The sequence below is a fragment of the Undibacterium sp. YM2 genome (assembly GCF_009937975.1).
GTDB lineage: Bacteria > Pseudomonadota > Gammaproteobacteria > Burkholderiales > Burkholderiaceae_D > Undibacterium.
In genome coordinates this window covers 4,633,231-4,646,414 of sequence record NZ_AP018441.1, presented here as the reverse complement: position 1 = coordinate 4,646,414, position 13,184 = coordinate 4,633,231, and the positions used below count along the sequence as shown (strand labels likewise).

General features: G+C 51.6%; 16 protein-coding genes. 6 read left to right on the top strand and 10 right to left on the bottom strand.

Annotated features, from left to right (window positions below):
• Positions 1 to 86 precede the first annotated feature (86 nt).
• The 6 genes from UNDYM_RS21165 to UNDYM_RS21140 all read right to left on the bottom strand — a co-directional run bounded on the left by UNDYM_RS21165 (position 87) and on the right by UNDYM_RS21140 (position 5,276).
• Positions 87 to 938 (bottom strand): SpoIIE family protein phosphatase, encoded by an 852-nt coding sequence (locus UNDYM_RS21165; protein WP_162042838.1) that lies wholly within the window; start codon positions 936 to 938, stop codon positions 87 to 89.
• A 137-nt stretch (positions 939 to 1,075) separates the two neighbouring features.
• Positions 1,076 to 1,525 (bottom strand): hypothetical protein, encoded by a 450-nt coding sequence (locus UNDYM_RS21160; RefSeq protein WP_162042837.1) that lies wholly within the window; start codon positions 1,523 to 1,525, stop codon positions 1,076 to 1,078.
• Positions 1,526 to 1,540: 15 nt separating this feature from the next.
• Positions 1,541 to 1,891 (bottom strand): hypothetical protein, encoded by a 351-nt coding sequence (locus UNDYM_RS21155; protein ID WP_162042836.1) that lies wholly within the window; start codon positions 1,889 to 1,891, stop codon positions 1,541 to 1,543.
• A gap of 230 nt (positions 1,892 to 2,121) precedes the next feature.
• Positions 2,122 to 3,663: an FAD-binding oxidoreductase gene (locus tag UNDYM_RS21150; protein WP_232063557.1), complete on the bottom strand. Its 1,542-nt coding sequence runs from the start codon at positions 3,661 to 3,663 to the stop codon at positions 2,122 to 2,124.
• 695 nt (positions 3,664 to 4,358) lie between these two features.
• Positions 4,359 to 4,745 (bottom strand): hypothetical protein, encoded by a 387-nt coding sequence (locus tag UNDYM_RS21145; protein WP_162042835.1) that lies wholly within the window; start codon positions 4,743 to 4,745, stop codon positions 4,359 to 4,361.
• A 240-nt stretch (positions 4,746 to 4,985) separates the two neighbouring features.
• Positions 4,986 to 5,276 carry a DUF4148 domain-containing protein gene (locus tag UNDYM_RS21140; protein ID WP_162042834.1) on the bottom strand — a complete coding sequence of 97 codons (291 nt, stop codon included), beginning with the start codon at positions 5,274 to 5,276 and terminating at the stop codon, positions 4,986 to 4,988.
• Between the two features lie 245 nt (positions 5,277 to 5,521).
• Between UNDYM_RS21140 and UNDYM_RS21135 the strand changes: the two genes are divergently transcribed.
• Entirely contained in the window at positions 5,522 to 6,520 is a 999-nt protein-coding gene (locus UNDYM_RS21135; RefSeq protein ID WP_162042833.1) for a LysR family transcriptional regulator, read from the top strand.
• Between the two features lie 258 nt (positions 6,521 to 6,778).
• Entirely contained in the window at positions 6,779 to 7,348 is a 570-nt protein-coding gene (locus UNDYM_RS21130) for a hypothetical protein (RefSeq protein ID WP_162042832.1), read from the top strand.
• Between the two features lie 101 nt (positions 7,349 to 7,449).
• Here UNDYM_RS21130 and UNDYM_RS21125 read toward each other — a convergent pair whose 3' ends face one another.
• Both UNDYM_RS21125 and UNDYM_RS21120 read right to left on the bottom strand, forming a co-directional pair.
• Positions 7,450 to 7,950, bottom strand: coding sequence for a hypothetical protein (locus UNDYM_RS21125; RefSeq protein WP_162042831.1), 501 nt, complete (start codon positions 7,948 to 7,950; stop codon positions 7,450 to 7,452).
• Between the two features lie 121 nt (positions 7,951 to 8,071).
• Positions 8,072 to 8,536 carry a hypothetical protein gene (locus tag UNDYM_RS21120; protein ID WP_162042830.1) on the bottom strand — a complete coding sequence of 155 codons (465 nt, stop codon included), beginning with the start codon at positions 8,534 to 8,536 and terminating at the stop codon, positions 8,072 to 8,074.
• Between the two features lie 343 nt (positions 8,537 to 8,879).
• Between UNDYM_RS21120 and UNDYM_RS21115 the strand changes: the two genes are divergently transcribed.
• From UNDYM_RS21115 to UNDYM_RS21105, 3 genes are all read left to right on the top strand, one after another.
• Complete coding sequence (locus UNDYM_RS21115; RefSeq protein WP_162042829.1) at positions 8,880 to 9,305, top strand: biopolymer transporter ExbD; 426 nt, start codon at positions 8,880 to 8,882, stop codon at positions 9,303 to 9,305.
• Between the two features lie 52 nt (positions 9,306 to 9,357).
• Complete coding sequence (locus tag UNDYM_RS21110) at positions 9,358 to 9,735, top strand: hypothetical protein (protein ID WP_162042828.1); 378 nt, start codon at positions 9,358 to 9,360, stop codon at positions 9,733 to 9,735.
• Positions 9,736 to 10,025: 290 nt separating this feature from the next.
• Positions 10,026 to 10,769, top strand: coding sequence for a lysozyme inhibitor LprI family protein (locus UNDYM_RS21105; RefSeq protein ID WP_162042827.1), 744 nt, complete (start codon positions 10,026 to 10,028; stop codon positions 10,767 to 10,769).
• 794 nt (positions 10,770 to 11,563) lie between these two features.
• On the opposite strand, the gene UNDYM_RS21100 is transcribed toward UNDYM_RS21105, so the two are convergent.
• Both UNDYM_RS21100 and UNDYM_RS21095 read right to left on the bottom strand, forming a co-directional pair.
• Positions 11,564 to 11,980 carry a pilus assembly protein PilP gene (locus UNDYM_RS21100; protein ID WP_162042826.1) on the bottom strand — a complete coding sequence of 139 codons (417 nt, stop codon included), beginning with the start codon at positions 11,978 to 11,980 and terminating at the stop codon, positions 11,564 to 11,566.
• 16 nt (positions 11,981 to 11,996) lie between these two features.
• Complete coding sequence (locus tag UNDYM_RS21095) at positions 11,997 to 12,542, bottom strand: NUDIX hydrolase (RefSeq protein WP_197740936.1); 546 nt, start codon at positions 12,540 to 12,542, stop codon at positions 11,997 to 11,999.
• A gap of 217 nt (positions 12,543 to 12,759) precedes the next feature.
• Between UNDYM_RS21095 and UNDYM_RS21090 the strand changes: the two genes are divergently transcribed.
• Positions 12,760 to 13,149 carry a hypothetical protein gene (locus UNDYM_RS21090; protein ID WP_162042824.1) on the top strand — a complete coding sequence of 130 codons (390 nt, stop codon included), beginning with the start codon at positions 12,760 to 12,762 and terminating at the stop codon, positions 13,147 to 13,149.
• Positions 13,150 to 13,184: the final 35 nt, after the last annotated feature.

Below are 13,184 nucleotides of genomic sequence, written 5' to 3'. Positions count from 1 at the left end.
TTGTTCCATTTCTTAAATTTTTTGAAGTGTTTTAGCTCGTAACTGCGGGTTACTCTTTACGGCTATGCTCTCACTTGGGCGCATCTTCACTGACCCGCATTCAACATCGTTACCGTCGCATCATCCGCCTTCTTCACTGTCATGCCACCTGACTTGCCCGCTTCATGCATGCGCAATTCCTGCATCATCGCCTCTAGCCCACGTGTTGAGCAAGTCTGCATCAGGCTTTGGTCGTCATAGAGATGGTAGCTTTCAACCAGCCGGTAAAAACCATCCGTCATCATGAACAGGCGCTCATCGGCTGCAAGGCTGAATCTGTATTCACGCGCCGCAAATCGGCCTTGCGGGTGCAGGCAAAGTATCGATGGCTGCGGGCTGTTGTTCTGTGCCACGCGGCGCTCGCGCAGCATTGGCAGGAGCCTGGCCCAGCGTGCCTGTTCATCAAGACCTTGCTGTTTTAATTCTTCTACCGCCGTCTTGAGTATGCCTTCCTGTGGATTGTCATACGGGTCAAGATCAATGACCTTGGCCTGTGCATCCAGTAAAAAACTCTTGCAATCCCCCAGTGCATACAGGCTGCACTCTTCACCATTCGCTGGCATGCGCAGCCAGCTCAGGGCGGCAATCGGCCAGGCATAGGCGGGCATGGCGGCAGTTTGCAACAGGCTGCTGTGCTGTGTGCGCAAGGTTTGCAGGGCATGTACGATGCAGTCTGCCTGGGTGTGTGCCGGGGTGGCGGTTTGTTGCAGCGCCAGCGCAAATTGCTGCACAAACCAGGCCGGGTCACCTAGCTCGGCATCAAGATAATGCTGGTCCGATACCGAGCTGGCACCGTCAAACATTAGCACATCAAGGGTGCCGTCAGCGTGTGTGAAGTGGCAGGCCAGGTCTTCGTTTGGTTTGATGCCAGCGGCGGTGGAGAGGATGTTGATCTGCATGTTTGTGGAGCCTGGTTTCTGCATGTTTATTGATGGCAGAATATAGCATTGGTATGACGGCGTTGGGGCTAATTTGATGATGGAGATCGCTGAACGCGTAGGAGCAGGAATGCGCCAGCCGCGCGTCATAAGAACACTCAATCAATCTCCATATGCTCTGGAAACCATAGAGGTTTTTTGGGAGGATTGATCCATATTCCCGCTTTCTCCAGCATGGCATTGGCCAGGGCGCGTAGATATATCCAGTCCTGATCTTGCTGCAATTGTGCGGCTGACCAGTTGTAGAAATGCAGCTTGCGATGTATACGCGTCAGAGTTTCTTCCATCTCATCTGCTTCTGCATGTGCCCAGTCATCAAAATGATGGCCATGACCTGTCTGGCATAATAAAAGCAGCATGCCGGTGAAATAGTTGGCACCGGCATTGCTGCTGTCTTCTTTGACAAACCAAGGCTCGCACGGCCCCACCGCGGCACGCTGGTCTTCCGGGGTTAATGCAAAGAATGACACCAACTGCCAGGCGAGCAGGTAAGGGGAGTCAGTCTCCCTTAGTTCGCGCAGATAGGTTTCATGGGGTTTGTTGATCATGGCAGTAGCAGTTTTTCATAAAGTGCCTATCTCCACAAGTTTACAGAGACCATCGACATTATAACCAGCACGGCAGCCTGTAACGACGCTGGATGCCAGATCAAGTCTGGCATGACGATGTTGGGGCTCATTGCTGGAGGTGGATGTTACCGTCCATGATGCAGCAAAATCAAAACGAATTGCGAGCAGATATTTCGTGTTTATATGCAGACCCTCAATCCCGTCATGCCGGACTTGATCCGGCATCCAGCGGCGTTCGTCGTACACATACATTGCGTGTTTAGCTGATGACATCAAGCTGCTTTTGCGGTTACGCTTGAGCAGGGCTACGGCATAAAACCCTGGATGCCAGATCAAGTCTGGCATGACGGCGTGGGGGCTGATGGTTGAATAGTGAGATTGCCGTGTACCAGAGAGTAAGCCAAAGGAGCTAACATTAACTCAGATTTCCTTTGTAAAACTCTGTGCTTTCTCTGTGTCTCTGTGTCTCTGTGTTGAGAGGTCTTCAGGGATTTTGCAAACCAGTCACGCCAGATCAAGTCTGGCATGACGACATCAGGGCCAGTGCCTGAACCTCCAGCCACAGGCAAACCACTTCACTTCTGCGGAATACTCTGCTCAAACTTGAAATAATCGTGCGGATCGTATTTGTGTTTGACGATCTTTAAACGATCCAGGTTAGGGCCATAATAAGCCCTTGCCCAATTTGCTTGCTCGCGGTTCGGGAAATTGACATAGGCTTGCGGCAGTACAAAAGGGCTCATGGCGGTAAAGTAATCGCGCAGCCATTGTTGCTGCTTCTGTACCACGTCCAGCTTGTCTATCGGCCCCCAGGCGGCTTCCATTTCAAAAATATAATTGGCATTGCGATGTGGGTAAGCCGTGGCGTTGACCGGCACTTCACGCACCTTGCCGCCAATGGCAAACAGGATGCCCATGTTTTCTGGCACGAGCGAACCACCGGGCCATTTCAGCATCCAGCGCAGCATCATTTCCATGCCTTCTGGCGACATTTTTTCTCCCACGTACGAAGACCGCAGGTCATACATGCCGTTGGGGTCGTCGGTGATCAGGTAATCGCGTGCCTGCCAGTAAGTCATTTCGCGAATGTCGGCCTTGGCAGGCGTGAGCATTTTCAATACCGGCTCCAAAGCCTTGAGTGCGGCTTCTTTGCCACCAAAGAACTGGCCCAGGGTCGTGACCTGCAAGTCTGCCATGGTGTAGTTGGTGCCAGCACGGCGCGGCACGATTTTGCTGCGTGTGGAAATCGTGGTGGGATTATTTTGCTGCAGGTCCTGCAAGGCAGAAAATAATTCCAGCTGCTGCTGGGCAGGCCAGAGGATATTGAAAATCGTGACGTTGTGTGACACATCCACCAGGTTAAAGGTGAACGAAGTATTCACCCCAAAATTGCCGCCACCGCCGCCGCGCAGACCCCAGAATAAATCCTGATAACTGCCCTTGTCTTCTGCCACCACCAGTTGCTGGTTGGGTAAAACAATTTCTGATGATTTCAGGCTATCGCAAGTCAGGCCAGCATGGGTGGCAGAAAAGCCCCAGCCACCACCCAGCACCAGGCCCGCCGCACCCACGGTCGGGCAACGGCCAGACGGCACAGCCAGGCTGCTGCCGCTAAAGAAGTTGGCCATATCCTGGTTACTGACACCAGCGGCGATGGTGCAGGTATTTTCTTTTTCATCGACCCGGATGCCATTCATCGCCTTCACATCAATCAGCAAACCCCTGGTAGTAGAAAAGCCTGCGTAATTGTGACCACCAGAACGCACTGCAAAGGGTTTGCGATTGTCGATCGCCCAGCGCAGGCACAACTGTACATCCCTGTCATTGGCGCACATGGCAACGGCGATGGGCAGGATGTCGGCATAGCGCTGGTTGTTCGGTGCGGCGGCCATCATATAACCGAGCTCCCCCGGTAAAATCAAGCGCCCAGCCATGCTGCGCGCCAGCGCTGCCAGGTTGTGCTTGCTGTGCAAGGCCGGTGCTGCCGCAGCCTCGCCCGAGATGCCCAGCATGCTGGCGGTGGCTAATGCGGTGGATGTTTGTAAAAAGCGGCGGCGGGAAGGGGCAGGAACTGAGGTTGCGGCTGAGGTGGTGACAGCGGTGGACAAGACATCCATGAACTTCTCCTTGTTTGGGCAAAACCAGCGTTGAATTCAGCAACAGATCAGCGAAAAGCTACGGGCCAGTCCGCTATCCGCGACAAAGCAACGCAACTGACCGGTTCTTGTTTTTATCTTGAAATGAGTCTTTGTGTATTGTCTTTTAATATAATTATTTTTGCAATATCGAGTAAACCCACCTATGCAAAAAACAACTAATGTTGCTGGATGTGTTGCAAGAATTTGCAGCAGTGGCTTTAGCTACGAATCAATGGTCTTGATTGTGAATTGGCAGGGCGTTTGCTGTTTGCATGAACCCGCATTTTTGTGTGCAAGTTCAGGCGGAAAGCACGGTGTAAAGACGCTGGATGCCAGATCAAGTCTGGCATGACGATGTTGGGGCTCATTGCTGGCGGTAGATGTCGCCGTCATCAGGCAGCAGAAAAAACGACTTACGTGCACGTATTTCGCGATAAAAACCCACACTCTCAAACCCGTCATGCCGGACTCGATCCGGCATCCAGCGGCGTTCGTCGTGCACGGTCAGCGTGTTTTGCTGATTGCGTGAAGCGGTACTATTTTGCGGTCTTGCTTATATCAGACGCAGGGCATAACGACACCGGATGCCAGATCAAGTTTGGCATGACGGTTGGGAGGGATGACTGAAGATGAAAATAGATCTGTGTCGGCCTTCACATCATATGACTGCAGATTTAGATTGGTGAGGATGCTGAGAAAGTCGGGCAATGGATGGGCTCGCCCGCACTGAATGCTAATGCAGTATTTAATGCAATGAGCGTTTCTTCGAGCCCGTTGATATGGTTAAGCTTGGTTTGATCCACATCCCGCTCGCATATGAGCAGCCAGTCTTTTGATGTACTTAGTAGTTTAGTCATTACCAAAATAAACATCGCTCTGTCAGGCCAGGGATATTGACGCGTTGAATCAAGCTTGGGTAACAGTGAAATATAAATTTGCTTACCATCGGTGCTGGTGTCAGATGCTAGTCCGATAAGTACATCGTCAAAATAACAGAGACGCTCGTCGGTCAAGCCCCATTCCGATTCAAAATTCTGGATCAACAAGCTTTTTGTGCTCATGTTTAATCTTAGAAACATGGCATCAGGTGCAATTGGGAAGGGGTTTATACCCATGGAAGAAAGTGTAAGAGAAAGTGGTTGTGGGATATTAATACTGAGTTGAGTGTGTGTATAGCAGCGTTTATACAAAATCAACGCACCAAAAAACAAAACCCGGCTGATCATCGATCACCGGGTTTCATCATTCCTGCTGCCAGCCAGTTATTAACTGGCCTTCACATCAGCACATGGGCAACACAATTAGTTCTGTGTCGCTTTTTGTGTTTTGGATGTCGCTACTTTGTCGTTATTGGCTTTGTCAGCAGCCAGGCGTGTTTCATTGGCTTTGACGAGAGCTGCTTTCTGGGCTGGGTACCAGGAGTAGCCTTCCATGCCGATTTCTTCGCCGTTGGCGCGGGATTCTTGCAGTTCTGCCAAAACTTGGGCGCGGGTTTTTGGTGCAGTGCTTTCAGCGTTGTTGTCAGCAGCAAAAACAGAAGTTGCTGTCAAAAATGTCAGGCTGGTTGCCAAGAAGAGTTGTTTCGCATTCATGATCGTTCCTATCAATAAGTAAGTTTTCAGAGATAGCCGCCTCGGTGATCTTGCTCAATTGTCATGAGAAGTGAAATTTCACTTCCGATAACAACTGAAACAAGTCGTCGCCAGCGGCGCGGTGTAGAGCTTGATTTATGTTGCACTGCACCGATGGAAGGAAGTGTAGGCTTTTCGGATTCAACAATAAAGTATGTAAATGGGAATATACTATTGCTGAATCAGGAACAATAAGGGGCTTGAAAATGGACAGATTGCAATCAATGCGTACTTTTGCCAAGGTGGTGGAGCTGGGCAATTTTGCCAAGGCTGCTACGGCACTGGACATGTCTAACGCCGTTGTCACCCGTTATATCGCGGATCTGGAGACCCATCTGGGCACGCGATTGCTGAACCGCTCGACCCGTAAATTGTCGCTGACAGAGACGGGTCTGGTGTATCTGGACAGGGTGCGTGCCATCCTGAGCGATATTGACGATGCCGATGCCATCGCCTCTTATGCGGCCAAAAAACCCAGCGGCACCTTGCGCATCTATTCTGTACCGCATTTCGGTAAAGCGCAACTGGCGCAGCTGTTGCCCGAATTTGCCAGGGATTATCCCGATGTCATGCTCGACATCAAAATCACTGACCATCAGGTTGATCTGGTCGAAGAGGGCATCGATGTCGGCTTTTACCTGGACTTGCAAAAGATAGACGGCAGCATGATCTCGCGCAAGCTGGCCACGTCAGAAGTGCTGCTGTGTGCCTCACCCAGCTACCTCAAGGAACATGGCACGCCGACCACGCCTGAGGATATCTCTGGTCACCGCTGCCTCAACTTCAATTACGACTTTTTGCGCGATAACTGGATGGCCTTTGACAAGCGCATAGGCCGCGACTCTTACCGCAGCATCCCTATCCAGAGCAAAGTCATCAGCAATAATGCCGACGTGCTGCGTGCCTGCGCCCTGGCGGGCATGGGCCTGGTCTTGCGCACGTCTTTTCAGATTGATGATGACCTGGCGCAGGGCAGGCTGGTCAGGCTGTTTCCTGAACACTGCTTTGGTGCGGTGTCGATTTCCATGGTCTATCCCAGCCGCCGCCAGTTGTCGGCCAAGGTCAGGCGCTTTGTCGATTTCGTCGCCAGCAAATTTCCCCACCCGGAAGAAGACATGTGGCTGGGCACTTGCCCTTTCCGCATCCATGAAGAAAAACTCAGGGAACTGGGCATACCGCATCCCGGCAAGATGCGCGTTGGCTGAGATGGCCATACGCGGCTTCGCAACAGAGATGCATTAAGCAGCAGACACAGGCAGGCGTAAATTACATGCTTGTAAGCAATTGTAAAATATCGCCGTCATACTTGTGTAACATTAATTCGATATCCTATGATTGTTGTGTCTCCTTAGGTATTTTGCCGCCACGGAATTCCCCCTTCCGTGGCGGTTTTTTATTTGGAGATGTGATTTCGTGCGCGTTATCATGCAGGCACTGCCATTTGCTGATTTGCAGGGTGCGCCATGCGCACCGAAGAATACCTATCGCCAGACTCCAGACCGGTGCGCACGGCGCACCCTACACATCCACATTTTTACAAGATGAAATTCTTTGAATCACAGCAGGTAGGGGAATATGACTTCGATTTCTCGTCTTATCAACGATACTTGCAAGAGCATCGTGATCTTTTTCCGCCAGACGTGTATGCCTTCGCTATAGACACGGGCAATTATGACCTGCGCAGCCACCAAAGCCTGCATGATGCCTGGCTGGAGCGGTTTTGTATCTCTGAACCGGCAAGTGGTGAACGTTCAGAAATTCGCACCATCCAGATAGAGGCAAGTTTTCTGGGGCCCTACCATGACCTGAAAATCCACCTTGTTTATTCAGGTGTGATTGAATACAGTATCATGACACCGCAAGACTTTGCTCATCCCCCATTTGCGACAATTGGCCACGGCGATTTATTGATACATGAAGTGAGCCTGACAGACGATAATCAGGCCGTGGTTCATGAATGGTATTTTTCACGCGGCAGCGTGTTCAGGATAGTCTGCAAAACTTTCAGGCATTCGGTTGAGACAATCAAGTAGCAGGGATATTTGCATGCCTGGGTAAAATGCCTATACCGTGCACGCATGCTGACATACGGCGCATTACAATGCGCCCTACGAGCTGGCAATTATAACGAGCCTCATCGAATTACGTGCTCTCCACGAGTGAGGACTCCCTCTGGGTCTTTTACAAATTTCCAGGCTAAAGAATTCCGCAGTGCTTCGATGACCATGTCCATGTCTGGGTCTATCAGTTTGCCGCCATCTTTCAGCGCAAGCTTGCAATCCAGTTCTCGCGCAATGTTGATAACGGCTGTTAATAAGGTGACGTCCAGATTGGCGACGTTAAAAGCGCAATGTATGCCGTCATCCCATACTTCCAGCTGACTTTGTTCTTTACTGCCATACATGCGTGCGTCGCTGCTCCACGAAGTTTTTTGTGGCAGTAATTGCTCCAGCAAGCGCACTGGTCCCGATGACAGATCAGAGCCTGCCCAATAATTGAAGAAATCATCGTTTTCCAGGAGTGGTGCGTCTGGCTGGTGTCGGCCATATTCCGGCAAAAAATCTACCATCTTGCCATGCGCCTTGCAGATACCTTCAGTAGGAATCAATGAAAATTCGAAATGCCAGATTGCCATAATAGTTGGGTAGAGTGCGTAGGGTGCGCCATGCGCACCGTTTTTATCTCTTGTGATTTATGCACATGAGGGACACGGGGACATGGACGAACATGGTGCGCACGGCGCACCCTACAAAACATCAATCCACAAACTCCGTCTTGAAATCCCATGCATCAAAACCGCCCACATTGGCAGCGATGCCGCCGGTGTGTTCCAGGAAAAAATGCACGGTGCGTAAAAATTCGCGGTAGTCTTCCAGCGAAGCGGCCTTGATTTCAAGCGAGGCTACGCACAGGTTCTTGGCTTCCTGTACATTCTTTTTTTCTTTGTACTGGCCATCATTGCGGTATTGAAAATAGCGGGCCAGCTCATGCGCGGCATCGCCGTTTTTTTCGCGATGAACATACAAATGAAAGTCACTATTGCGGCCATTCGCATAATGCTTGGTCAGCTTCAGCGTGGTCCAGTCCTTCGATTCATCATCGCCATAAAAATCACCGTCTGAGTCAAACTCTTCTGCCTGCCAGAATGCCGGACAAAAATCATCTTCGCCAGGCATGGCGACGTGGTCATACAGAACGATGATTTCCGAATAGATTTTCATGCTTCGCGCCTTTACAGGTGTGAGACTGGCTTATTTACTTCAGGGCTACTTATGCTGTGGTTTTAGTCTACTTCTGAATTACTTCCAAAATATAATGCCACAGTCCCCAGAACTTGTCTTAGAACATCAAGATGAATTTCTTTTGCCTGCCGGGCTGATGCTAAAAACGGACAGGCACGGGCAGGTTTATTGCCCGATAGTACAATGGTCTTTGCCGCTGTCAGCCAGGCTAGCCGTTCTCTTCACTTGAGCTTGCCCGCTTTGCAACAGCTTTACAAAATGTGTAATATGACTGCGGCAGCTAATCCAGCAGTAATCCCGCAGTAACAACCAGGACAAAGGCATGATGCACGCAAAGGCAGCCCAGGGCAGGCAAAGAGAAGATGAGGTCTTGCTGACTATGGACAGCACTCCCATGATAGGTATCTTGCTGGCGCTGATCGCCATGCTGGTCATGGCTGTGCCGCCAGAAAGGCATTTTCTTGACTATGGCGCAAGCGGCTGCGCCTTTTTTGACCCGAATGCGGATGCCCATTTCGTTGACATTGATTTCGATGGAAGTTTGCAATTGAATGGCGAGGTGCTCACGAAGAAACAGATGGAGCAGCGTTTTCAGGAACTCGCCCTGCGCCACGACCATCGCCAGTTTATCTTTTTGCGTGCCAGCCATGCTACCACCTACCAGCAAGTGACCTCAGTGCTGGCATCGACCCGGCGTCATGGACTGGACTACGTCCACATCGTCAACGACGGCCTGCTGCCTTCCTGAATGAAGACAAAATTTCAGACAAAGATTTCATCAAGCACGGAGAAAACACATCATGAGCATGGTCTTGTGGATACAGCTTGAAAGCGACAGCGACGACGTCGCACCAGACGACCTCGGTTATTTGCTCGACGAGCTCGAAGACATCGACGCCCACTGTGAAGAACTGGGCGTGCAAGCCTTGAGCGAATTTGTCGATTATTCTGATGTTGAATACAACATCAGCGAAGAAGACCTCGATGAAAACTGGCCTGCCGAAAACGCCAAATGGGTCAGCCCTACCGAACTGCTGATCAGCATACGCGCACTCGAAGCGGCGCTGAGCGAATCAGGCGACAACAACGAAGTACTCGAAGAATTGCAGATTATCGGGCAACGTTGCAAAGAGGCTGAAGAAAACGCAGTGCAAGTGCGGTTGATTGCGGTGATGTAAAAACAATGGCTGAGTTAGCTCGCAGGGTGCGCCATGCGCACCGGCTTTTATCATGCAGGCATTCACGTTATTCAACGATGGTGCGCACGACGCGCCCTACATCATGGCAAGCGTCGCCGTGAACGACGCACACATGCGGCGCATTATAATGCGCCCTACGACCATGCATTGACGAACATCGCTGCAAGAATGAATGCCCGATGTGTTTGAAGGCTTGAATATATGAAGCTTCAACATCATCATTAAACTGCGCCATGCGCATCCACACAATCCACCTGGATATAACACTTATGCGCACACTTTGTACCCTTGCACTGATCACTTTATTCTCCGCCCTGGCCAGCACCACGCAAGCCGCCAGCTTTGATTGCAGCAAGGCCGCCAAACCGGTGGAACGCATGATATGTGACACGGGCAATCTCTCGACGCTTGATGAGCAGCTTGCCGGTGCCTACAAGGCCATGATGAAGGCGGCCAGCCCGGCCACAGGCACCGATACCAGTGAGTTACTCAAATCCAGCCAGCAACGCTGGTTGCGCACTACCCGCGATGCCTGCAAGACTGTGCAATGCCTGGAGAATGCCTATGTCGGGCGTATTGCATTTCTTGTGCAATGGAATGAAGACGCACCGGCAAACAGCAAGATAGACGGCAAGCTCGACGGTAACTACGAGTTCAGCCATGACATGGAATTTGCCAATGGCACCCACTCGACAGTGCAAGACTGCCTGAATATCAAAAGCACAGGCAATGCCCAGGCACAGGTGAAGACGATACTCGTGCAATCAAATGGCCACAATTGCAGCCTCAATGGCAAGTTCGCGCTGGCTGGCAATGTGTATAGCTACCTGCCAGGCAAAGGCGAAAACGATATTCAGAATTGCCAGATCAAGCTGACTGTCAAACAACACCAGCTCGTCTTGTCAGCCACGGGTGAGGGATGCAGTTCACACTGCGGTGCCCGCGCCAGTTTTGCGAATGGCGCCAGCTTTTTGCGTACCGACAAGGCTAAACGGGCTTGTGTGGCGGACTGAGATTTGTGTGGCAACTGAGCGTACTGCGGATAGGCTGAAGCAGGGTGTGCCGTGCGCACCACACGCATCACTTGTCCAGCGCTTCGCAAATCATGTCACGCATCTGCTGTTGAATTGTATTACAGGCTAGTGCCGGACAACATTGGCAACGCGCATAAACTACCACCCGTCATGCCGGACTTGATCCGGCATCCAGTGTCGTTAGTCTTCAAGCCATGCGGTGTTTATCTGCGGGGACAGCGGCAGGGCTGCGTATTGCAGCACGGAGAATAAGTGCCGTATCAGTGCGCAAACAACGCCGCTGGATGCCGGATCAAGTCCGGCATGACGGTATGGGGCCGCTGCTTGAAATGAATATACGGAGGGTTTGAGGCAGTAAAGTAGGGTGCGCCGTGCGCACCGCACGTATTCCACGTTCCAGCGCTTCGCAAATCATTTCACGCATCTGCTGTTGAATTGTATTGCAGGCTAGTGCCGGACAAGGTTGGTAACGCGCATAGCCCCACAACTCGTCATGCCGGACTCGATCCGGCATCCAGCGTCGTTAGTCTTCAAGCCGTGCGGTGTTTATCTGCGAGGACAGTGGCAGGGCGGCGCATTGCGGCACGGTGAATAAATGTGCTACCAGTGCGCAAACAAAGTCGCTGGATGCCGGATCGAGTCCGGCATGACGGAGTGGTGGCCGCTTCCTAAAATAGATTTACTGGAATTTTGAAGTAACGGGTAGCGTGCGTTGCAACGCACCACATGAAACATGTCCTGTTTAGTGAGTAGGATACAAGGAAGCAAGCGTGCTAATCCTGAAAGTGAGAAGGATAGCTCCAGCTCTTTTCAGGCGCAGCTATCCATTTGCATTCTGCACGCAGTGTCTTGTCACTCACCACAGGCCAAAACAATTTTCTTTCAAACCACTCGCTAACATTGAGTTGCACCGTTTCTGTCAGATAAATACCTTTGGCATCAATTTTCTGGATGTGGCCAAGCTGTGTACCGAGCGTATCGCCTTTTTTGACGGTGACTTGCTTGCCCTCGCTGGTTTTTATACAGGCTATCCATGCTTTCCCGTATTGTGCGGTGCCCGTCAACAACATCTTGTCGTAAGTGAGCAGTTCAAGTTCACTGATGGGGAAGGTCGCACTGGATGGTGCAGCCATAACCAGTAAGGTCAGTGGCAACATGAGCTGCAATGCGAGGCTAACTTTCATTTGCATGTCTTTACCTGCACCTTCATTTGACCGTCGCTACATCCGCAAACCCCGACACCCCCAAACTCTTCCTCGCCATCCTGGCAACCGACGCATTGCCGTCTTCTGCCGCCAGCGTAGCCAACGGCACCCAGGCCAGCGCATGTGACTCTTCGCTGACATTAAAATCGACATGCTGTGCCTGGAATGAAAATCGCAGGTCGTAATGATAGTGTGCAGGCTCGCTGCCCCGGGCGGGGATGGGGTGGACATCGACATCAAACAGGGCGTCGCTGAGCAAGCGCAGATCTGTCATGCCGCTCTCTTCCCGCGCCTCGCGGGCAGCGGCGGCCTGTATGCTGGTGTCGGCATCGTCGGTATGCCCGCCGAGCTGCAGCCAGCGATTGAGTTTCTTGTGATGCGTGAGCAGGGCAGACTTGCCATCGGGCGACAAAATCCAGGCCGATGCAGTGACATGCCCGGCCAGGTTGCTGCGGCTGCTGCATAGTGGGTTGCTGGCGACAAAATCCAGCGCGGTTTTCAGGTGCGCGGCTTCGGTGCTGTCCCGTGGAGTATGTGTCTGGAGCATTGGTATCAGTTGGTCTTGCATGGGGGCGTCAGGATAAAATCAGAGCGGCAGAATAAAAAAGATTATAGCGTGCTGCAGACTGGCGCAATGCGGGCCACTGCGCTGAATGCAAGGCTATTGTCATCTTATTGTCATCGATCTACCAGATAATCATCAAGTTATAGCCTGACAAGCTGGCAACTCCCTTTGACCGACCTCTTCCTGGAGAGCAAAAACAATGAGTACCGTTTTGTGGATGATACTGGAAAACGACGACGATGATTTCGCGCCGGATGATCTCGCTGCGCTGTATGCCAGCATGGATGCACTCGATGAACAATGTGCCGACCTTAGTGTCGCGGCCTTCAGCGATTTTGTCGATTTTTCTGATATGGAACTCAATGTCAGCGAAGAAGACATGGGCGAAGAAGAGGCAGAACAATGGCTGGCCGATCATGCCAAATGGGTCAGCCCGGCAGAGCTGCTGGCGACCCTGCGTGTACTCGAACAAGCCCTGGCAGAAGCAGGCGACGATGAAGAACTCATCGAAGACCTGCGCTATTGCATAGAGCGCTGTGAAACCGCAGAGCAGGATACCGTCAGCGTGAGGCTGATTGCGGTGATGTAAAACAGGACGTCAACTCTTGCAAACTCTGGTTGCAG